The organism is Microcoleus sp. Pol7_A1, from assembly GCF_036701085.1.
Classification (GTDB): Bacteria; Cyanobacteriota; Cyanobacteriia; order Cyanobacteriales; family Microcoleaceae; genus Microcoleus; species Microcoleus asticus.
The window spans coordinates 80,848-102,324 of sequence record NZ_JAUBQD010000010.1 but is presented as its reverse complement, the minus strand read 5'-3'; the positions used below and the strand labels follow the sequence as shown (position 1 = coordinate 102,324).

Annotated in this window: 15 protein-coding genes and 2 pseudogenes; 10 read left to right on the top strand and 7 right to left on the bottom strand. The window is 47.3% G+C overall.

Annotated elements, in window-relative coordinates; all coding sequences use genetic code 11:
- Positions 1-21 precede the first annotated feature (21 nt).
- Positions 22-459: an IS630 transposase-related protein gene (locus QUA20_RS08855; protein WP_333187787.1), complete on the top strand. Its 438-nt coding sequence runs from the start codon at positions 22-24 to the stop codon at positions 457-459.
- A gap of 273 nt (positions 460-732) precedes the next feature.
- On the top strand, positions 733-957 hold the full coding sequence (locus QUA20_RS31960; RefSeq protein WP_445301612.1) for a transposase: 225 nt from the start codon (positions 733-735) through the stop codon (positions 955-957).
- Between the two features lie 395 nt (positions 958-1,352).
- On the opposite strand, the gene QUA20_RS08850 is transcribed toward QUA20_RS31960, so the two are convergent.
- Together QUA20_RS08850 and QUA20_RS08845 are read right to left on the bottom strand one after the other, a co-directional pair.
- Complete coding sequence (locus QUA20_RS08850) at positions 1,353-2,852, bottom strand: FAD-dependent monooxygenase (protein WP_333187785.1); 1,500 nt, start codon at positions 2,850-2,852, stop codon at positions 1,353-1,355.
- Positions 2,853-2,862: 10 nt separating this feature from the next.
- Positions 2,863-3,812: pseudogene (locus tag QUA20_RS08845) on the bottom strand (IS630 family transposase).
- Positions 3,813-4,359: 547 nt separating this feature from the next.
- On the opposite strand from QUA20_RS08845, the gene cax reads away from it, so the two are divergent.
- On the top strand, positions 4,360-5,481 hold the full coding sequence (cax, locus tag QUA20_RS08840; protein ID WP_333167531.1) for a calcium/proton exchanger: 1,122 nt from the start codon (positions 4,360-4,362) through the stop codon (positions 5,479-5,481).
- Positions 5,482-6,604: 1,123 nt separating this feature from the next.
- Positions 6,605-8,677: a serine/threonine-protein kinase gene (locus tag QUA20_RS08835; protein ID WP_333187782.1), complete on the top strand. Its 2,073-nt coding sequence runs from the start codon at positions 6,605-6,607 to the stop codon at positions 8,675-8,677.
- 250 nt (positions 8,678-8,927) lie between these two features.
- Here QUA20_RS08835 and QUA20_RS08830 read toward each other — a convergent pair.
- Positions 8,928-10,012, bottom strand: a pseudogene (locus QUA20_RS08830) (IS630 family transposase).
- Between the two features lie 162 nt (positions 10,013-10,174).
- Positions 10,175-10,813 carry a transaldolase family protein gene (locus QUA20_RS08825; RefSeq protein ID WP_333187780.1) on the bottom strand — a complete coding sequence of 213 codons (639 nt, stop codon included), beginning with the start codon at positions 10,811-10,813 and terminating at the stop codon, positions 10,175-10,177.
- A gap of 465 nt (positions 10,814-11,278) precedes the next feature.
- Here QUA20_RS08825 and QUA20_RS08820 point away from each other — a divergent pair, with 465 nt between their 5' ends.
- On the top strand, positions 11,279-11,506 hold the full coding sequence (locus QUA20_RS08820; protein ID WP_333187778.1) for a hypothetical protein: 228 nt from the start codon (positions 11,279-11,281) through the stop codon (positions 11,504-11,506).
- 176 nt (positions 11,507-11,682) lie between these two features.
- Here QUA20_RS08820 and QUA20_RS08815 read toward each other — a convergent pair whose 3' ends face one another.
- Positions 11,683-12,351: an ElyC/SanA/YdcF family protein gene (locus QUA20_RS08815; RefSeq protein WP_333187775.1), complete on the bottom strand. Its 669-nt coding sequence runs from the start codon at positions 12,349-12,351 to the stop codon at positions 11,683-11,685.
- A gap of 94 nt (positions 12,352-12,445) precedes the next feature.
- Here QUA20_RS08815 and QUA20_RS08810 point away from each other — a divergent pair, with 94 nt between their 5' ends.
- Together QUA20_RS08810 and QUA20_RS08805 are read left to right on the top strand one after the other, a co-directional pair.
- Positions 12,446-13,117 carry an aminotransferase class IV gene (locus QUA20_RS08810; protein ID WP_333187772.1) on the top strand — a complete coding sequence of 224 codons (672 nt, stop codon included), beginning with the start codon at positions 12,446-12,448 and terminating at the stop codon, positions 13,115-13,117.
- 117 nt (positions 13,118-13,234) lie between these two features.
- Positions 13,235-14,686 (top strand): anthranilate synthase component I, encoded by a 1,452-nt coding sequence (locus QUA20_RS08805; RefSeq protein WP_333187769.1) that lies wholly within the window; start codon positions 13,235-13,237, stop codon positions 14,684-14,686.
- Between the two features lie 305 nt (positions 14,687-14,991).
- Here QUA20_RS08805 and QUA20_RS08800 read toward each other — a convergent pair whose 3' ends face one another.
- Positions 14,992-16,152, bottom strand: coding sequence for a quinone-dependent dihydroorotate dehydrogenase (locus QUA20_RS08800; RefSeq protein ID WP_333187766.1), 1,161 nt, complete (start codon positions 16,150-16,152; stop codon positions 14,992-14,994).
- Positions 16,153-16,364: 212 nt separating this feature from the next.
- Here QUA20_RS08800 and QUA20_RS08795 point away from each other — a divergent pair, with 212 nt between their 5' ends.
- A complete protein-coding gene (locus tag QUA20_RS08795; protein WP_333187763.1) occupies positions 16,365-19,301 on the top strand; it encodes a GAF domain-containing protein in 2,937 nt (978 codons plus the stop codon).
- Positions 19,302-19,539: 238 nt separating this feature from the next.
- Here QUA20_RS08795 and QUA20_RS08790 read toward each other — a convergent pair whose 3' ends face one another.
- Positions 19,540-20,007, bottom strand: a complete 468-nt coding sequence (locus QUA20_RS08790; RefSeq protein WP_333187760.1) for an ABA4-like family protein — start codon at positions 20,005-20,007, stop codon at positions 19,540-19,542.
- A 178-nt stretch (positions 20,008-20,185) separates the two neighbouring features.
- On the opposite strand from QUA20_RS08790, the gene QUA20_RS08785 reads away from it, so the two are divergent.
- A complete protein-coding gene (locus QUA20_RS08785; protein WP_333187757.1) occupies positions 20,186-21,196 on the top strand; it encodes a leucine-rich repeat domain-containing protein in 1,011 nt (336 codons plus the stop codon).
- A complete protein-coding gene (locus QUA20_RS08780) occupies positions 21,184-21,360 on the top strand; it encodes a hypothetical protein (RefSeq protein ID WP_172190310.1) in 177 nt (58 codons plus the stop codon). The genes QUA20_RS08785 and QUA20_RS08780 overlap by 13 nt, the downstream gene beginning before the upstream one ends.
- Positions 21,361-21,477: the final 117 nt, after the last annotated feature.

Sequence of the window (21,477 nt, the reverse complement as noted above, 5' to 3'; positions counted from 1 at the left end):
TTTACAGCAAATTCCATGTAAATGTGGTACACTACATTCAGTACATCAGCAGAAAAAATGAAAGCTTATTCGCTCGAGTTTCGTAAAAAAATAATTAAAGCCTATGAACAAGGTGATACATCAGTCAGGAAAGTAGCCCAACGTTTTGATGTGAGTAAAGCGTTTGTTCAAAAAATCTTAAAACAAAAACAAACGACTGGTCACGTTCAACCAAAAAAACAGGGTGGAAGCCTTAAAAGTGTGTTGCACTCGTCCACAGCTAAATTGACCCAGATGGTAGAAAAATATCCTGATAGTACCTTATTAGAATATTGTGAATATTGGCTAGATAGCTACCAACAATCTGTCAGTCCTAGTATGATGTGTCGCGAATTAATCAAACAAAATCTGACGCGAAAAAAAAGACAATACGGAGTAGTCAATCTGCCACCGACAAGCCGTGCAACTTTTGAGGTGTGAATATTGGGACAAAGTGAAAAATATCGACCCTGACAACCTCGTTTTTTTGGATGAAATGGGTGTTCTATTGGGGTTAACTCGAACCCATGCACGTTCAAAATGTGGTAGTAGAGTCTATGATTTAAAACCATTTTATCGGGGTGCTCTCATTCACAGTTATTGGAGCAATCAGCTTAAAAAAAGTAGTAGGATTAATGACGCTCAACGGGTCGATGGATAGTCAGGCATTTGCAGTTTTTGTTGAACAGTGCTTAGTGCCAAACTTATGGGAGGGTGCAGTCGAAGTTAATTGATAATCTACCAGCCCATAAGTTGGCCGTGATTGAACCACTGATTCAAGCCGCTGGTGCAAGTGTTCTGAATTTATCACCCTATTCTCCTGACTTTAATCCAATCGAATTATGGTGGTCACAACTCAAAGCTTTTTTACGGAAGTTTTCGCCCACTACTACCAAGATGGTTGATGTTTTACTAGCTACGGCGCTTGACGCGGGTTAATCCACAGCACTTTAAAAACTGGTTTACAAGCTGCTGCTACTGTACTTCATAAACCTGGAATCCGCTGTATCACCCTATTCTCCGGATTTTAATCCGATAGAATTATGGTGGTCGCAACTGAAAGATTTTTTACGTCAGTTCTCACCAACCACTACCACTCCGGGTTGACGTTTTACTTGGCGTAGGCGGTTGATTCGGTCAAAATCAAGCACTTCAAAAACTGGTTTACAAGCTGCTGCTACTGTACTTCATAAATCTGGAATACTCTGTATCTACCAGTTTTGGGATGATATACAGAAATGTTCTGCCTATCCATCTCATTTCGGATGATAGACAGAAACATTCAGCCTAATAATAGTTAGACATTACACTGCATCCGGCTCGAGGCGCGTTCGCTACGCCGCAGTAGGCGGTCCGAACCAGGTGGTTAGCGCGTCGACGAGCCCCACTTGGGTTTGGTCTCCCACCCAAGCCACATATCCGTCAGGCCGAATCAATACGGCGGTAGGAGCCGTGACCGCCCCAAGTGCCGGAAGCTCCCACGTACCGTCGTATTTGGCGTTGATCGACTGAACCCGATCCGCCCATGGAGTGATGTCAAAGCCGCCGGGCTCACCGAGGTTGAGGAGCACCGGCCGGGCAGCGTGCAGCAGGGTGAAGACTCGCAGCGGGCCGTTGGGGGTTACCAGGTCGAGATCGGGCATTCGGCGTCCCAGCAGCGGGTGTCCCTCACCCAAGTTGTAATGGATGTCCAGACCCGACATCATCGCGGCGAATCGTTTACGCGGCTCGTCCATGCTCAGCAGCTCGGACACGGTGGCGCGCAACGCCTCGGTGCGATCGTTGACGCGCATGAGCGCGGTCTGCGCCATTGTGTTGTGCAGCACGCGGGCGGCGACCGGGTGGCGCTCGGCATGGTAGGTATCCAGCAGGCTTTCCGGCGCTGTCTGGTGGACCACCTGGGCCAGCTTCCATCCCAGATTCACCGCATCTTGCACACCGGTGTTGAGGCCCTGTCCACCGACCGGGGAATGCACGTGTGCGGCGTCGCCGGCCAGCAGGACCCGTCTGTCGCGGTAGGCCGCGGCCTGCCGAGTCATGTCGGTGAACCTGGAGATCCAGGTGGGACTGTGGATCCCGTAATCGGTCCCGTATACGGCGATGAGCGCCTCGCTGAGATCGCGCAGAGTGGGCTCGGTTCTCGATCCGACGCGCTCTTCGGTCACCATGACCCGTATCGGCCCCCCATCCTTGTAGACCACCTCGCCGTCGCGGATCTCGTACTCCTCCTTGCCGAAGGCATGGACGCCAAAGGCATTGCGGTGGATGCCCAATTCCGGCTCCTCGGTCATCTCGACCTCGGCGATCAGGCTGCTGATCGTCGGGTCCCACCCGGGGAACTCGATGCCGGCCGTCTTACGGACCAGGCTGCGTCCTCCGTCGCACCCGACGAGATATTCCGCCCGTAGCGACTGGCCGTCGGACAGCTCGACTTCGACGCCGGTGTGATCCTGCGCGAAGCCCGTCACCTCACGTCCGCGATAGAACGTCACCGCCAGGTCGCCGACCCAGCCGGCCAATATCCGCTCGATGTGATTCTGCCACAGCGCGAGCCCGTAGTTGTGCCGGGTGGGAAAGTCGCTGATGTCCAAACGGACGCTGGCGAACCCCGCGACCTGAGCCACCTGTCCCTCCGAGAGGAACCGATCGGCGATTCCACGCTGATCGAGGACCTCGATGGTGCGTGAGCTCAGACCGCCTGCGCGCGAGCCGGCGAGCTCCTGGTTCGGGCGCCGCTCGACAATGGCAACATCGACACCCGCCAACGCCAACTCCCCCGCCAACATCAGCCCCGTCGGGCCGCCTCCGGCTATCACCACCGCATATTCAGTCATATAGCGTTTCCTAGTCAAGTGAGGTACAGTAGCAGCAATTAGTGAACCAACCCCGAATATCGTCTAGCGACACCTGAGTAAAAGCTGCCTCAACGGCTCTTGCAAGCTCAGGATGTTCTGCGCCGATCGAGCGCAACAAGCTTTTTATCTTCGACCAACAGTTCTTTATATGTGAAATATGTGAAAAATCAGGAGAGTAAGGCGGCAGATAAATCAGTCTGGCCCCAGCTTGGGTAATCAACGCTTCAATCGCTGCACCTTTATGAATCGAGCCGTTATCCATCAGTACACAGGCTTCTGACCAAAGCTTAGGTACCAAGCGCTGGGTAATAAACGCTTCAAACGTTAGACCATCCGTCAAACCGAGTAAGGTCACTTGAGTAATCAGCCCACCTAAACCAATCGCACCAATCAGCGAAACTTTCTTGCCCCGCCTGTGAGGCCGTTTCCCTCTGGCTCTTTGCCCTTTAGCGGAGCGGGCAGATAAGCGAGTTAGAGCCAGATTGATGCCCGCTTCATCGATAAAGACTAGGTTCTTAGCCAGCAGAATGCCTCCGACCAATTGCCAAAACTCAACTCGTTGCCGCTGTACCCGCTCGCTCTCTTTTTCGCTGGGATAAAGTGTTTTTTTGAGGGTGATGTTCAGTTTGCTCAGCATCCTGTCGAGGGTAGAGCGACCAATCTGCACCTGGGTTTTTTGCTCTAAGAGGTGGCAAAGTTCGGCTAAGATAGCATCGTTGTTGTCCTCGACCAGTTGCCCTAGCACCGCTAGCTGCTGAGCATTGAGCTTGGTTGGGGTTTGCTGGGTGCGTTGCTGCCTGTCTGGGGCTGCTGTTTGAACAACTTTTGGACAAAACTGAGTGCGACTCGAAATTGCTTGGCGAGTTGGCGCTGAGAGAGATTACCTTCTGCATAGGCATCGACAATCTTTTGTCTCAGGTCGAGGGAATAGGCTCTCATTGTTGCTCAAAACGTCCCAACACTCTTGATTATTAATCGTACCTCACTAGAACGGGAAACGCTATAAAGCACTGCCCGCAACCATTCATCCACTTTGGCTGGCAACTATAGCAATCCTAAATTAGTCGTAAATTTTTTACCCCAGCCCAACCCTCCCCGAACCCGCTGGGAGTCCGTAAGAAATTCACAAATGATGCGAGGATTGCTATATTTTGGCAAGTAAATCAATCTAATTAAACGTAGAATTATCTCGCTGTTATCTCATCGAATTCTTTAAAAATTCGGAAGTTTGGGTTTTCTGTTTTGCATGAGGAATATAGAAGCAAAAAACAGCATTTGCTAAATCTTTCGGTTATCCGATGCCTCTCGATCTGACGAATAATGTGTGACATAGCTCGTGAAGTACAGGTATAGCAGGCTGCTTCAAAGCTCGATCGCTCGATAGCCCACCCCCAACTTTAAGCCAACACCCAAATATCGAACCCTCCCCCATTCTTAAACTTTGTGGCAGGCTATGATTGACGGTTGGCAGCTTTTGAGAATCTAAATGCTAAACACAAATACAATAATTTCCAGCCTGCTGTTATTTATCCCGGTTTCCATCGCCGGACACTTTCTCGGCTGGGAACCCTCCACAATCTTCGTCACCTCGGCTTTAGCCATCATCCCCCTAGCCGCGTGGATGGGGACGGCCACCGAAGAAATCGCCGTCGTCCTCGGTGCCAATTTGGGGGGTTTGCTGAACGCTACCTTCGGAAATGCTACGGAACTGATTATTGGCATCGTCGCACTCAACGCCGGACTAATAGATGTTGTCAAGGCCAGCATCACCGGTTCAATTATGAGCAACCTGCTGCTGGTGATGGGATTGGCGATGCTGCTGGGCGGCTTGCGCTACAAAGAACAAGATTTTCAGCCGACAGTCGCCCGGTTGAATGCTTCAGCGATGAACTTAGCCGTAATTGCCATTTTGGTGCCGACTGCAGTTAATGCCACCTCTATTGGCATCCCTCCGGCAACTATGCAGAACCTTTCTAGCGCTGTTGCTGTAGTGCTGATTGTCGTCTACGTGCTGACGCTGCTGTTTTCGATGAAAACCCACAGTTATCTGTACGATGCAGGGGTGGCAGAAATAGAAATGCTTGAAGAATTAGCCGAAAGTAACTTAGCACCAGACAGTCCAGACCACAAAGTCAATCTGCCGCTGTGGATTGGGGTGCTGTTAGCCTGTACCCTGATGGTAGCTGTCGAGTCGGAACTGTTGGTGGGTACTCTGGAAGAAGCGACGGCGAGTTTGGGGCTGACATCACTGTTTACCGGGGTGATTTTAGTGCCGATTATTGGCAATGCGGCCGAACACACGACGGCGGTGACGGTGGCGATGAAAAATAAAATGGATTTGTCTGTTTCTGTGGCAGTGGGTTCGAGTTTGCAAATTGCTTTGTTTGTTGCCCCGGTGTTGGTTTTGGCAGGTTTTGTGTTGGGCAAACCGATGGACTTGAATTTCAACCCGTTTGAACTTGTAGCGGTTGCGGTGTCGGTGCTGATCGCCAATTCTATCAGTTCAGACGGCAACTCTAACTGGCTCGAAGGTACTTTGCTGTTGGCAGCTTATACGGTTTTGGCGCTGGCGTTCTACTTCCATCCAGTAATTGAGGGACTTGTTTAACAGGCTTTCTTATGGGGAACGAAGAGGGAAGAGGAAAGAAGGCATTCGACAGAAGGCGGGTTTTCCCACTCTCTCACTCCCCCACTCTCGCACTCCCCCACTCTCACTTCTTTTTTCGAGAGTGGTTGTTGCGATCGTACAATTGAAATGTGGCTGCTCTGAGTTATTAGTTCTGGTCTTTTTGTAAATTATCTGCTGTCATCAGGGATGTTTGACATCGAGCGGCTGTGACAAACAACAAAACCTTTGGCCTCAACCCGATCGCGAGATCGCAGTGCCACAGGTTAGAGAAAAAGACGGGATGCTGAAGTCAAGCGAGACTAAAGCCTCGCTTGACTTCAGGGAAGCTCCAAGATTTCAATCAAGAATGCTCATGAGTCTTGTACTAGGTGTGCTACGATCGTCATAAGTTTAAAATTGAGTATAACTAGACAACGTAAAAACTTAACTAGGTTGTTGAGTACGTAGTCACACAAACACGGTGTTGCCGTCTAGGAAAACTCGTATTTGAACAAAAACCGAACTAAATTAAAGAGGACTACTCCAATACGGTATGCCCTACCGAAATTAACGCTCTTAGAAAAGACACCTCTACTTTGGCTGGAGTAATCCAGTCGCAAGCAAGTGACGCAAGCTGAACCAAAAATCTCAGTCACCAAGAGTGCGCAGAGGTTAATCTAATCGCTTAATACTTTATTAAACTTGCTCATAGCGAATTATGGCCAGCATATTGACAGAAACGCAGTTATGTGCAACATTCTCATAATGCCTAAAATCTGCAGCAAAAATTTTCTGGGAGAGTAAACGAGGGTCGATTTAAAACTGACCAGCCTATAAAAAGGTCGAACGGGATACCACGATTCGTTAAATTGGTTGAAAATAATGGTTAAACAATGGCTAAAAGCTTCCACAATAAATAGTTGTACTCATTTGAAAAATAGGGTGCTGCTCCACCCGAATTTACGCCTGTGGACAAGTAAGAGCCGACTCCCTTGGCAGAAGCAGGAATCAGACCCTCTAGAAAATACTTCTAGTTGAATGGTGAAGCAAAAATAAAGCTTAGCCAAGTTTTGTATAGCAGTGTCAAAGTAAAACTTGATAGAGCAACCTCAATCAGGGTTATGTGGCTTCTGTGAGTTATTGCCTCAATCCCAAATGCCCGAATCCCTCCGATCCAGCCAACTCTGGCAAATCCGCGTGTATCCACTGCGGGTCAGAACTTTTGTTGCAAGGTCGATATCGGCTAGTCGCACCTCTCGGAGGCGGCGGCTTTGGCAGAACATTTGAAGTGGACGACAACGGCGCTCGAAGAGTGCTCAAAGTCTTACTCAAAGAACATCCCAAAGCTGTAGAACTTTTTAAGCAAGAAGCCGACGTATTGGTCAGGCTAAGACATCCAGGTATTCCAAAAGTCGATCGCGACGGTTATTTTATATTTACGCCAGCTCACAGCACAGAGTCTTTTCACTGTCTGGTGATGGAGAAAATTGCTGGGGCCAATTTGCAAGACTGGCTGAAACATCGGGGCCGCCCGATCAGTCAAGAACAAGCTGTGAACTGGCTCAAACAACTGTCGGAAATTTTAGACCAAGTTCACCGCCTCAACTATTTCCATCGGGATATCAAGCCGCACAATATTATGTGCAAGCCGAACGGGCAGTTAGTGCTGATTGACTTCGGGACTGCTCGGGAAGTGTCGGCGACTTATTTCGCTAAGGTGGGCCAGGGGCAAAATGTGACTGGTATTGTTTCCCCCGGCTACACGCCGCCGGAACAAACTAATGGCAAGGCTGTTCCGCAGTCGGATTTTTTTGCTCTGGGTCGCACTTTTGTTTATTTGCTGACTGGGAAGCCGCCGACTGCGTTTCCAGAAAACCCGCGCACGGGCAGATTAATGTGGCGCAAAGGAGCTCCTCAGGTTTCCGACCCCGTGGCTAATGTGATCGATTACCTGATGGCGCCTTTTCCGGGAAATCGACCTCAAAGTCCGCAGATGGTTTTGCAGTGCTTGGAGGAAATTAAACTCGACGGTGCGGAAAGTCAGTTGCCGACTCAGTTGCCGGCAACGGGGCAAACTAAACTTCGCGCAACTTCCGGCGGGGCGTCTGGGGCGACGAAGCAGAATTCCATGAACCGCCTCAGACCTCTGAATTCGGTCTTGAAGAAGCCGGCCGAAAAGGTTTTTGATTGGAAAAATAAGTTGCTCGCCGGCACGGCTGTTTTGATGCTGGGTATTGGTGCGTCTCAAATTTACGGTTCGCTGCGTTACGGGGTGTTTCCGGCCAACCCGGTGTGGCTGCTTTCTAGTTTGCCTAGCAGTCAGTTTTTGCAAAGAAGTTTGGATAATGTCGGCAGTGTAAATGCGATCGCCCTGTCGCCTGACGGTCAAACTTTGGTCAGCGCAAGCTTTGGGACGATTAGAATTTGGAATGTGAGGACGGGAAGCCTGGTGCGGACTCTCAATTCGGTGCATTCTAAAAAATCGGTCAACACGCTGGCGGTGAGCCCGAACAGCTCGATTTTGGCCAGCGGGGGCGGCGACAATAATGTGATTCTCTGGGATTTGAAGACGGGGCGGCGGATGCGAACGATTCCCGCTCACAAAGCCGTCGTTAACGCGATCGCTTTTAGCGGGGACGGTAAAACTCTCGCTAGCGGCAGCGATGACAAAACTATTCGCTTGTGGAATGTCAGCACCGGCAGCAGGTTGCGGACTTTGAGCGGCCATGCCGGAGGAGTAAACGCGATCGCTTTGAGCCGGGACGGTAAAACTCTCGCTAGCGGCAGCGATGACAAGACTCTGCGTTTGTGGAATCTCGGCACCGGAGAAGTTAGAAGAATTATCACAGGTCACGGGGGCCCGGTTAAGGCTGTAGCTTTTAGCCCGAACGGGCAAAGTGTGGCTAGTGCTAGCACCGACAATACGATCCGTTTGTCGAACGTGCAAGACGGGAAGCGCACCCGCACTTTTAAAGGGCATTCGAGCTGGGTGAGGACGATCGCCTTTAGCCCGGACAGCCGCACTTTGATCGGCGGGGGCGGAGATATTATAGTTTGGGATTTGAAGACGGGAAAAGAAAGAAGCACTCTTTCTGGTCACAGTCAGTTTGTGAGTTCTGTTGCTATTGCCAGAGATAGCAAGACTTTTGTGAGTGGCAGTCCCGATCGCACTATTAAGATTTGGCGAATGCCATAGTCCTGCTATTTTTGATTTTTGATTTTTGATTAAAGAAGTGGTAATGGCTTATTTTGTAAGGGTTTGAAGCACGGACTTACACTGGCGTTCTTTTTTTTGACTGGTATCAATAGTCTTTAGTCAGCAGTCATCACTCATCAGTCCTATCAAATACGCTGACTCGGAATTATACCCTGCAATCTAGCGTCCTGCTCGCGAGTTCTCACCAAGAGCGGGACGCCTGCAAGCTCGGTATCATTCGGATGTTATATCAATTCCGGTTGCACCGGAATGATATAGCTTTGGTTTTTGGCCACCAATGGAAATAAGTAATCCCTTTAATCAAAGAAGATTGTTGCAGCAGAATTTGGCAACGTTGAAATAACACCTCTTCTAGTTCATCAAGATTTTTAAATGAGCGATTGGCAATTGGTTCATTTACCAAGGGCCAGAGACGCTCTGCTGGTTGCAATTCGGGAGAATGGGAGGGCATAAATTCCAAATGCAAACCTTCTGGTACTCGAACTTGTGGGCTGGTATGCCAACCAGCTCGATCGATAGTTAAGATGATGTGTTTATCTTTACCTACTCCAAATTCTCTGGCAAAATCTTCTAAAACTAAGTTAAAAAGCTCTATGTTAACTTTTGGGAGAATCCAAAAGTATGTTTCTCCCGTTGACGGGTGTACAAAACCATACAACCATAGCCATTGATATCGCCAATTTACGTTGGCTATGGGCTGCTCCCCATAGCCAACCCAAACTCGCCGAATTATTGGCTTTAATCCCAAACGGTGCTCATCCATTCCCCATAATTCTACTGCTGCCAATGGATGTTGCTGTTGAATTCGTTTGGCTTGCGCTCGCAGTTTTTTTTCCAAGCTTCTTGGACTTCAAGGTCAGCTAGGTCATGTTCCGGTCTGGGTATCCGTAACCGAAACTCCAAGGAACGTAGATAGTCCCAACCCCTTTGTACGCTGACTCGACGATCGAGTAAATTACCGATCCACTCAGCAACTTGACGACTGTTCCATAATCCTCCATCAGCAGTCGGAGTTCGTAAAGTTTGCAACAGTTGTGCTTGTTCCACAACAGAGAGTAAAGGTTGAGCGCCAGGATGTTGATGACGTTTGTCTTTCAACCCATTAGCACCTAATTGGTTGTAACGACGAACTAAGCGATAGATGGAGTTACGGCAGTAACCCGTAACATCCGCGACATCTTCGGTAACTCGTCCAGTTGCTAAGAGCCAAATTATTTGGTAGCGTGTCCGTTCAATTGGATCTGACGCTTGACGATAAAGTTTAGACAACTCCGAAGGAGTTTGATGAGGCTCTAACTTGAGGCGTTTAGGCATAACTTGTCCTCGTTGCACTCTTTCAGTATATCATTCCGGTGCAACCGGAATTGATATTACCCTATTTGATAAGAGTTATTCAAAACCCATACCAATTACCCATTACCAATTCGCAATTTTCAATGTTCACATAATCAAGACGTTATGCAAATAAATTTGGTATTATCCCAAAATTCCCCGCCCGTTTTTGGCAAATTCATCAACAGTTTGCTGCGAAAGTTCGTGAACAGTCATTGCTTGCAAAACGTCAAAAGGCAATGTCAAATGATGGGCGCCAGCTAATAAAGTCTTTACTGCTTCTTCCGGCGATTTAATGCTAGCTGCCAAAATCTCAGTATTAGTTTGCTTCAACACATTCGCCATATCTCGCACTAAGGCAAAACCGTCTCCGAGGAGTCGGGTGGCGCGATTCACGTAGGCGATCGCATATTTAGCACCCGCTTCTGCTGAGACAACTGCTTGTGATGCGCTGTATATCGCCGTCACCGCGCAAGGAATTTCCGGTGACAAATGCGCTACTGCTTGGAAACCCGCAGCCGTTGCTGGAACTTTCAAAACTGTTTGCCGCCCGATCGACTCAAAAGCAGCTTTTCCTTCTGCTACCATGCCATCAAAATCAGATGCCGTTAGCTGATAATACACTTCCCCAGGAATCAGTTGTGCCAGTTGTTTGAGAGTCACCTCAGGAGATAACTCGCTTTTTGCCAAAAGTGTCGGATTAGTAGTAATTCCCGCTATCCATCCGAACTTGCTCGCCCGTGCGGCTTCCGCTACAATTGCAGTATCAACATAAATTGCCATCGGCTCTACACCTTCAGTTTGTTAATAATTTCCAGACACTTGCTTTCAGATTGAGATAAATCCGAGCAAAATTAATTGTTAAGCTTTAACAATACCAGAATCTCGGAAATATTACTGTATCAGAAACTCGGAAATATTACTGTTAAGTAAATATAACAATTCAGTAATGTGCATCATCGGTAGTAGTGCGTGAGTTTTGAATTTAACAGGAATTAGGCTCAGAAATCCCGTTCGTTTATTACAAAAAATTGTGAAAGACGACCTATCTGTGAATAAATCGGCTTTCTGAGGAAAATTGGCTAAGTGCTATTTAAGATAGCTAACAACTGAAATCAAAACTTTTAAGTCAGTTGGTAACTGCGATTGTCTGGTAAGGAAAACTTGACTCCCAAAATCCCGGATACAAATAAATTACATTTGTATTAAGGGTTATGTATGCAATAATTCCAGGAGGTGAATCAGAAAATGACCAAAGAAAAAAATCAGCAGCCACAAGTTAGTCTTGAGACATCTTCTGAACAATCTCAGTTGGCAACACCAGCAGAAACTGCTGAAGAATTCTCGATAAATGTTAAGTCTGAAACTCTGTCTCAAGCGATTGAAAATAACGCCGAAGACCGTTTGAAGGCTCTAGGCCGCTTAATGATGGTGAGCCTAACTTGGTCGCTGGCGGGGCTTTCCAAACGCGAGTAAGTTATGGAACACTACCGCAACGAGCGAGTTATGATTTGTGAGTTGTGTCGAGACTTTTGTTTAACTCAAAACTTACAACTCCCGGACTTACATGATGTCTGGTTAGTTGTAATAAAACCCGTTTTTAGTGAAAACTTTAGTCCTTAAAGCAAGGACTAAAGTCTTCAACAGAGCACTCATAATTTTTCTTTAATTCCTTCAAACGGTCCCAAAAAAGTCGGTTCTGGGCGGGTAACGCGCACTTCCCAAAGCGCTTTGAGGACTGCCAGAAATTCGCGGAAACTGTACCGAATCATGCTATTTTGGGGGAATTTGCCCCAATCCGGGGTTCCTAAGCCGATCGCCTCTACGCCCAACTGGCGGCAGGTATAAACAGCGCGGGCTAAGTGAAAGTTTTGGGTAACTAAAACAGCTTTCGTTATGCCAAAAATCTCTTTCGCCCGGTAGCAACTTTCATAGGTGCTAAATCCGGCATAATCGAGAATGATATTATTAATCGGTACGCCCTGTGCTTCGGCGTACTCCTGCATTGCTTTGACTTCGTTGTAATCGGCGCTGCTATTGTCTCCTGTCATCAAAAGTTTGCCCGTTCGCCCCGCTTTGTATAAATCGACGGCTGCTTGCACTCGATCGGCTAACATTGGGCTTGGAGTGCCGTCTTCCCAAACTCCGGCACCGAAAACAATGGCAATTGGTTCGGCGGGAACCTTAGCTACATCGGTGCGCAGGTAGTTGCTTGTAACTAGCCTGACGTAGTAGTTGAGGGCTAGAGGTGCGATCGCTGAGGTTAATATTAACAGCCCGATGGCAAGGCGCCATGGAAATATAAAGGATTTAGGCAACATAAATTCAAGTTAACTTCCTATATAATTACACAAACAGACCGCTTCGCGGGTCTAAAACTTGTCAAGTTACCTAAGTTATATTATATTGACAAATATGATTCAACAACAGCCAAAGTTTGAATTACTTGAATCACTTTTATGGGAACCCAAAAACGGTTATTTTTTGCTAGACAGACATCTTAAAAGATTAGAGCTATCGGCTGATTATTTTAATTTTCCTCTATCGCTAACAGAAGCAAGCAAAGCTTTACAAGCATTAAGTATGACTTGCGGTTCAGTCAAACAAAAAATACGGTTAACAATATCTTGTAAGGGAAACATAACATTACAAGCTCAGACACTAGATAGCGGTATCTTACACATCGGTGCATCTGTGGGAATTGCCCGCAAACCGATCGATTCTCCAAGCCCATTTCTTTACCACAAGACAACTTACCGATTGCCTTATACAATGGCTTTGGAGTCGCAGCCCAAATATCAGGATGTCTTTCTGTGGAATCAAGATGGAGTTATCACCGAATCTACGATCGCCAATATTGCGATCGATACAGCCGCAGGTCTAATCACACCTCCCGTCAAGTGCGGTTTATTACCGGGGACGTTTCGTTCTCAACTTTTAGAGGAGGGAAAAATCAGAGAAGAATTAATTACCTTAGATGATTTGCGCAGTACCCAAACTCTATTTCTCATTAACTCCGTTAGGGGTTGGATACGCCTCAAAAAAGAGGCAAATCGAGATATTTGGAAAGTTGTAAGTAATGGCTGAGATAACGCTTTCAATCGATTTTAGTAGGGTGCGAACTGTGCACCTTACTACTACAGATAGTGTCAAATTTGACTCGTTGCGTAAGTCCTGAAAGTGTTAACCATAGTGCAATCTATTATGAAACCAATACAACCTTGGCATTGGCGAAAGCTTCCCCTAAATCAGCGCAGCGGATCTGAGATTTTTCAAATTTTATTTCTCGGTAAAACTGCCGACTGTACAAGTTCAATATCGGATTGTTCCCCCCGCGATATGGCTGTTCTGCTAGAAAGTCCAGTTACATCTTCTACTAACTTGACACGATATTCTATTTGTGCAGGTTCTCCCCGGATAATTGACGGTCAATCTCAGCTATGGACACCGCCAGTAGGTGAAATTTTACCTTTTTTGCGCACTCTTTTGGAGTCTCAAAAGCAAAACTTAGCAGTGAATGTACCGCCGGAAATTCCTTTTACTGGGGGTTGGTTGGGATGGCTAGGTTATGATTTAGCATGGGAAATCGAACACCTGCCCCAACTCAATACCGATCCGCTTCCTTTCCCGGTTAGCTGCTGGTACGAACCAGAATATTTTGCGGTTTTAGACAGTCAAACGCAAATTCTCTGGTTGGCTGCGAGTCAACCTTCTCACCTCGATGTTATGCAGCATCAATTAGAGCAAACCCAGCCAGAAATAATCCAGAATAATTTACCGGATAATTATCAACAAAATACCGCTACTCCTATTTTCCAATTATCTCAGAGTGAGTATAAAAAAATAGTGCGAAAAGCTCAGAAGTATATTCATGCGGGCGATATTTTTCAGGCTAATTTATCTTTGCGGTTTGAAGCCCGTACAGATTGCAGTAGTTGGTCAATTTACCGGGCTTTGCAACGGATCAATCCTTCGCCTTTTGCAAGTTATTGGCAAACTCCGTGGGGGGCGATAGTTAGTTGTTCGCCGGAAAGACTGGTTCAATTATTAGGAAAAAAAGTGGATACTAGACCGATCGCGGGAACAAGACCGCGAGGTTTAACCTGCATTCAAGATGAGCAGTTAGCACAGGAATTAATAGAGAATATCAAAGAAAGAGCCGAACATATTATGTTAGTTGACTTAGAGCGCAACGATATCGGGAGGGTGTGTGAATGGGGTTCGGTAAAAGTTAACGAATTTCTGACCGTTGAACGCTACAGTCACGTGATGCACCTCGTCAGTAATGTTATCGGTACATTAAGACGAGATTGCGACGCGATCGACTTAATTCGAGGGGTTTTTCCGGGCGGTACGATTACAGGTTGTCCGAAAGTGCGCTGTCTGGAAATAATCGAAGAATTGGAGCCCGTGAAGCGCAATTTATTTTACGGTTCCTGCGGTTATTTGGACTGGCGCGGCAACCTGGATTTAAATATTTTGATTCGCACCCTTTTATATGCACCAAAAAGTGACGGTACGACCGGGGGAGTTGTTTGGGGACAAGTGGGTGCGGGGATTGTTGCTGATAGCGATCCGGAAAGGGAATGGCAGGAGTCACTTCATAAAGCACAAGCTCAAGTTAATGCTTTGAAATTAGCGGAAATATTTGATTAGATGCGTGTTAGACAAATCGAGTTGTTAAGATTATTGAAAATTTTGAACGCCGATTTACTTTTGATGTAATACTAATTAAAATGAATTGAAACCAAAAGATTTATTGTAGTATTAATGTTAGGGAACTGTTGGTATGGCGTTGGCTGATAGTTTTTTTAGCGATCGCACTGTGAGTCAGATTCTGGGTGAACTCATGGATATTAGAGTCGGTGCGTAAATCCTGCTGCAAGAATTTATTAGACTTCTTCAACAATTCTTGTGGGGCAGGATGCCTGTCCCACAAGAATTGCTTTTCACTCCTATGTCTATTGATTGTCCGAACCTACTGCCTCAGAAATAGAACTAAATCCGCGTTCTTCTAACTTGTGCAACAACCCTTGTAGAATCCGGCGCACCATCCAAGGCCCTTCGTAAACCCAACCAGTGTAGACTTGAATTAAACTCGCACCAGCGGCTATTTTTTCCCAAGCATCTTCGGCCGTGAAAATGCCGCCCACTCCAATTATGGGTAATTCGCCTTTTGTATATTGCCAGATAAATCGGATTACTTCTGTCGATCGCTCGCGCACAGGAAGCCCGCTAATTCCCCCGGCTTCTTCGGCGATTGGTTTGCCTGTTTCTCGCAATATTTGTGTTTTCAATCCGTCGCGGCGGATGGTGGTATTTGTGGCGATAATTCCTGCTAGTTGGTAGGTTTTTGCTAAGTCGAGGATTGATGCGATCGCCTCGGGTTCCAAATCCGGCGCAATCTTAACTAAAATTGGCTTGCTTCCGCGATTTTCTTGTTGCAAAATTTCCAAAATCGTGCTAAGTCCCGCAGCATCTTGGAGCGATCGCAACCCCGGCGTATTCGGAGATGAAACGTTGACTACAAAATAGTCGCCCCAATCTTTCAGCAGCTTAAAACTCTCCAAATAGTCCGCTGCTGCCTCCTCTAACGGTGTTACCTTAGATTTACCGAGATTGATGCCCAAGGGGAACGGAGACTTAGGCATGGGGCGCGAGGCATCGAATGGGGACTGTTTCTGTGCAGCCTCAAACCGGGCTGCCATTGCCGCGGCTCCTTGATTGTTAAATCCCATGCGGTTGAGGGCTGCACTGTCGTCCGTCAAGCGGAACAAGCGAGGTTGGGGGTTTCCCGGCTGCGGTTGACAAGTGACAGTGCCAAGTTCGGCAAAGCCAAAGCCAAAATTTGCCCAAATGTCAGCAGCTACGCCATTTTTATCAAATCCCGCAGCCAAGCCGACAGGATTTTTAAAGCTCAGTCCCCACAAAGATTGTTCGAGGCGAGAATCTTGGACTCCCAAAGATTTCTGCAATCGGGAGAGCATTTGGCTGGTGGCGGGGTTTGACTGGGTTCTAGCTGCGAGTTCGAGAACTTGGAGAGTGCGGTTGTGCAGCCACTCGGCATCTGTTTTCAATACGGAAAACAACAGCGGCCTTACACTTGATTGATAAATATCCAATGATTTGTACTGGGGCAATTTACAAATTAGAAAGGAGAAGGGAAATAACAATATTCACGATCAGGCAGCGAAGGCGAAGTTTTTACTTCAACTTCGATCGACTTTATTCAATGTTTGAGATTCAAGGATAAGTGAGACGATTATATTATAAGTTGATTCTTTTCCATTTGAATTTTTTAATTTTTAAGTTGGTAATTTTAAATTAGACAAAGGTGCGGGGAAGCTTGGAAATGGGGCAGCAGCAAAGACCGAAGGATTTAGACGAACAAATCGCGACCCTCGAACGCGTTCTCCAGACTCTCCGAGAAGAGGAGAATGTTGAAGTGCTACTTTCGACCACGCTCGGTTACTTGCAAACGGAATTTGACTGGGGGTTGATTTGGATCGGGTTGTACGATCGACAGGCCCACAGATTGTTGGGGAAAGGTGGCATGACTCCTAACGGCGACCAGTCTTTTCTCAAACAGCGGTTTGCCCTCAGCCCAGGGGATTTGCTGGAACAAGTGGTGATTCAGCTCCGGCCCGTGGGAGTCCCGGATTTGCGATCGGAAAACAGAGCCGGAGAATGGCGCAAAGCAGCTCAAACTTTCAATATTCAAGGCACGACTCTGTTTCCGCTCCGCTACAAAGACCGCTGCTACGGCGTGATTTTGCTCGGAACTGACGTGTGGGGAGCGTCGCCAAAGTCGGGAGAAAAAACACAGTTGGGGATCGTATTTGGAGCGCTGGCAACTGCTCTTTACCAAATAGAAAAAGACTGGCAGCGACAACAAGTCAAACACCCAGACGAGTCTCTTTTAGCGCTGATTTCGCAGTTGGGGGAACTGCGATCGCTCGACCAATACTTGCAAGCGGTTGTCGAACAAGCCCATGAATTTACCCAGCCGACGCGCACCAATGTTTATTGGTTCGAGCGAGAGCGGCGCTATTTTTGGCGCCGAGTCAGCAACCGCGAAGTTGCTCCGGGTTTGGGCGGGCCGGGCCGAGCGGCTTCGGGCATCACCGTCCAAGACTTGGGCGAATTTTATCAGGCTTTGGGCAGGGAAGAAATGGTTTGGATCGGTGAATCTCAAAGTTCTCTGAAAACGGAGCTGACGGGGCGGTTGATGCAGCAAATCCGCGCTCGCTCTCTGTTGGCTGCGCCCATTGTTTCAGAAGGGGAATTGTTGGGATTTTTGGCAGTCGAAGCCGGCGAGCCCCGGATTTGGCAAGAAAATGAAAAACATTACCTGCAGGGAGTGGCGCGGTTAGTGGCTCTGACGGCTCCTGTGTCGGAGATGGAGGAGAAAATTCAGCAAACTGAGATCGATCGAGATTTAACTGCCGGAATAGCTCGCGCCATCTACAGCGATGCTGACTGGGAGGCGACTTTGAAAAATACCGCCGAGCAGTTGTGCGGGCGGCTCAAATGCGAATACTTTTTGCTGCTGCTGTACGGCGAAGAACAAAATCGCTTTGAGATTGTCTGCCAAAATCTGCCCCGCAACCGCAGGGCAGTGCCGTCGCCGCTCAACGCCCTCGACGCGGCAGACGTGGGGCTGTTGCAAGAAAGCGCACCTCTGGCTATTGAAAATTGGGAAGAAGACGGGCGGTTGGGGGCTTGGCGGGAAGTGCTAGCGGAGGCGGGGGTGCGATCGCTTTTGGCATCAAGCACTCGCAGGAAAAATAAAGACGGAGAAAACCCCAATCTAAAATCGCAAATCGATCGTCGAAAATCGATCGAGGGTTTGCTGGTTGTCGGGCACAGTGCAACTCGCACTTGGAGGCGAGCTGAGCAAGAATTAGTTCGGTTAGTGAGCCAACAGCTAGGATTGATCCTGCACTCCTGGCAGCAGAGTTCGGAAATCGACAAATATCAGCAATTTGAGCGATTGCTCAAATCGGGTTTGGCGGTTTTGCAGCATTCTCCTGAAGAGCAATCTGAGCAACCGATATCTGCTGCTTCACCGACGATGTTCCCAGAGTTGCCGCTACAAAAGCTCGATCGTAACTTTGCTCAACACGTTTCCCAGACACTTTCCTGTCCTTTAGTAGCGGTAATTACTTGGAATCCAGGTCAGGAGGAAGGTTCAATTGCGACGGCGCTAGCTGCCAATCCCGTCTTTGCCCTCAATCCCGAGGCAGTGATTCCTGTCAAAACAGATGCCTTGATCCAACAAACCCTGGCTGCTAGCGGGGTGCTGCAACAGAGCACGAGCCAACTGCAACTGGCGACGAAGCGGTGGCTGCGCAGTCCGGGAATTGGCGAGATGATGACGGTGGCGCTGCGGACGGCCCCAGAACACGCTCCGGCGGGCATTGTGGTGGCTGCAGACGCTCCGGGCCGCCAGTGGTCGGAGTTGTCGGTGAGTTTACTCAGCTCGATGGCGTCTCAGTTGGCTTGGTGGCGCAGATATTTGGCGGTGCAATCGGCCGAGGAGTCGCACCGATTCGATCTGGAGCTGCTCAACTGGTACAAACAGCGCCGTTTTGAGGACTTTTACCGCACTGTGGGAGCGGGGGTGAAGGAGTTGGGGGAGTTGAGTCAGTCGATTTTCCAGTCGGGGAAGGAGCAAAAGGATGCTTTGAAAACTTTGCGCTACCAACAGGTTTTGCGGCACATTGGCAATGCTTTGGGTTCAACTCATTTGCTGCTGAAACAGGAACAGTGGCGGCTGCAATTCGCACAAGATGCGGTGCCTGTGAGCGCTTGGCTGAGGCGATCGCTCGATCGAACTGCCCCCCTGATCAAACAGTCGGAAGTCTTGCTGGAAGTGCACAGAGAAACTGCTGTGTCGATGCCTGCAGGCCAGACTTTGAGCGTTCGCGGGGACAGCATCAAGCTGGATTTGATCCTGTGCGAATTGCTCGCGGCTGCTTGCAGGCGCTCTGGAGTTGGTGGCAAGATTGAGATTCGCTCTCAGTTGTTGCGGGAAGGTTTGCTAGAATTGTCTGTGATCGATAGCGGCGCGTGCGATCGACAGTTAATTGCTGCCTTCAACGGCGGTTCCGGGCCCGATATATTAGGCGTTTCTGCAAATAGGTCGATCGTGCAAAATCTCTTAATTTGTCAGCGAGCAGTACGCTTAATGGGTGGAAACTTGTCTTTAGAAATGTTAGAAAACAATTTAATTGTGGCTCGTTTAGTGCTGCCACTAGCCAATTCTTAATATTGCAAAATTTTGTAAAAGTTCCAAGCTGCGATCGAAAATTTTAGGGGCGTGTTTCACAAACAATAATTGCCTAAAACCCATAATTTCATAAACCCGCCCCACCCAACGCTAAACCGCCATCTACCTCTTTCAAAATACAAGGGGCTGGTTTAGCTACGCTCTATATTGTTACTGGTATCTTGCGCCATTCTTAGGAACGAACGGGCAGGAGAACCCGTTCTACAATAGATCAATTTTATTGTGGATGGGCCGGAGAACCCGCCCCTGAAAGACTTTCAGAACTAGGGAAAAACCTTTGAGTAATCCAAGCAGTTACAATATGAGAAAGCAATCCCATCGGCCCAGCAAACAAACACAAAGCCAGAGAATGAACCGTCCAAACTCCTGTCCGCTGTCCTTCCAAATAAATCCAGCGCCCGACAAACAAATCCATCACTAAAAAATGTATCCATCCCGTAGCCGCCGCCGTTTCCTCCCCCAGAAACTTAGCAATATCTGCTAGCTTGGGATTCGACAAAGCTGCCGCATTTTCCGCAGTCAGACTGCTACCAAACAAATATATGTACAAAGCGGCGAGCATCGCAAACGGAATGAAAGAATTCATCACTTTTCGGGTAATTCCCCAGTTTGGTAATAAAATCATAATTGCCCAGAAAGGCAAAACGAACAGATTAGCTGCGTTAAAAATTAGTTCGGGTGTCATAGTTGGCTCTTGGCTCCTGGTGATGCAATGCAATTAAGGATGTTAAGATTACTTTACACAATTTTGGCTAAAATTTATCAGAAGCTGAAAAAAATCTCATTCACAAATGAAAGAGAATTGCTATACTTATCTAAATTTTCCAATCTCCCATCTAAAATCGATTGACGCAGCACAGCCCATGACAACTTATAATAACTTTCTAGATTGGTGTAAGCACAAAGAAACTCTTTCTCTCAGCGCCAAACATACGGTAGAAATACTGTTGCAAATATCAGATACTTCTGAGTGCGATCGAGCCAACAAGCTGCTTTCTAATACAACAGAACTTAACCTCAAAAATCTTGAAATTACCGATATCAGTCCACTCTCATCTTTCACTCAACTTACTAATCTCATCCTCGGCAGCAATCAAATATCTAACCTCGCTCCCCTACAATCTTTAACCAATCTCAAAACTCTGGTTGTGGATGTCAATCAAATATCAGATATTAGTCCGCTTTCATCTCTAATAAATCTCACAAGACTCGTTCTAGATACCAATCAAATCTCAGATATCAGTCCCCTAGCAGCTCTAACTAATCTTACCGCACTTGTCTTGTTTGACAACAAAATTTCTGACATCACTCCGGTGCAAGCTTTAAGGAACTTAAATGCGCTGATCCTTTACAACAATCAAATTTCCGATCTCGCTCCTCTGAGAAATTTGACTGCACTCGATACACTCTACCTTTATAATAATAAAATATCGGATATCACCCCGCTAGCTTCCTTAAAAAATCTCAAGACGCTGTTTCTATTCGGCAATGAAATATCTGACCTTACTCCGCTGGCATCGCTAACAAACTTAAATAAATTGGTTTTATTCCAAAATAAAATTTCAGATATTAGTCCTTTGACATCGCTAACTAATTTAATTGAACTCAACCTCGGTAACAATCAAATATCAGACATCAGTCCGCTGAAATCTTTAACTAATTTGACTGAACTTTATCTGTTCAACAATCCAATTTCCGATAGCAGCGCGCTACAAGCTTTAAATAACTTATTTTTGCTCGACTTGTACAACAACCAAATCTCTGATATCAGTTCCCTGCAATCTTTGCAAAAGTTGACTACCCTGGACTTGCGCGGGAATCCCATTGTTAATAAAATTTGCCCTGTCAATCCTGAATCTATATGTCGGTTTTAATTCTTAAGGTCGAGGCAAGATGGCAGTTTATAGAGTATAATATCAAAGGTCAATATCAGGAGAATGTGATGAGCGGACACGATGCTTTGATGTTAGGATTGCTGCTGTTGCCAGGTTTGGCTTTGTCGATCGCAATTATGGGCGCTTTTGCCGCTGGTGGATAATCAGTTTTGGGAGCAGGCAGATTTTGTAAAAAGTAGTTTTTTCCTCCCTCGTTTTCCTCCTTCCCTGGCTCTGGCTGGGAACGCATTTCACTATTGCTCTGCCTCCTGTTTTTTTGC

Excerpts from the sequence above, each read along its gene's own strand:
- QUA20_RS08855 (WP_333187787.1), top strand. The coding sequence starts at position 22 with ATGTGGTACACTACATTCAGTACATCAGCAGAAAAAATGAAAGCTTAT.
- QUA20_RS08850 (WP_333187785.1), bottom strand. The coding sequence starts at position 2,852 with ATGACTGAATATGCGGTGGTGATAGCCGGAGGCGGCCCGACGGGGCTG.
- cax (WP_333167531.1), top strand. The coding sequence starts at position 4,360 with ATGCTAAACACAAATACAATAATTTCCAGCCTGCTGTTATTTATCCCG.
- QUA20_RS08825 (WP_333187780.1), bottom strand. The coding sequence starts at position 10,813 with ATGGCAATTTATGTTGATACTGCAATTGTAGCGGAAGCCGCACGGGCG.
- QUA20_RS08820 (WP_333187778.1), top strand. The coding sequence starts at position 11,279 with ATGACCAAAGAAAAAAATCAGCAGCCACAAGTTAGTCTTGAGACATCT.
- QUA20_RS08815 (WP_333187775.1), bottom strand. The coding sequence starts at position 12,351 with ATGTTGCCTAAATCCTTTATATTTCCATGGCGCCTTGCCATCGGGCTG.
- QUA20_RS08810 (WP_333187772.1), top strand. The coding sequence starts at position 12,446 with ATGATTCAACAACAGCCAAAGTTTGAATTACTTGAATCACTTTTATGG.
- QUA20_RS08805 (WP_333187769.1), top strand. The coding sequence starts at position 13,235 with ATGAAACCAATACAACCTTGGCATTGGCGAAAGCTTCCCCTAAATCAG.
- QUA20_RS08790 (WP_333187760.1), bottom strand. The coding sequence starts at position 20,007 with ATGACACCCGAACTAATTTTTAACGCAGCTAATCTGTTCGTTTTGCCT.
- QUA20_RS08785 (WP_333187757.1), top strand. The coding sequence starts at position 20,186 with ATGACAACTTATAATAACTTTCTAGATTGGTGTAAGCACAAAGAAACT.
- QUA20_RS08780 (WP_172190310.1), top strand. The coding sequence starts at position 21,184 with ATGTCGGTTTTAATTCTTAAGGTCGAGGCAAGATGGCAGTTTATAGAG.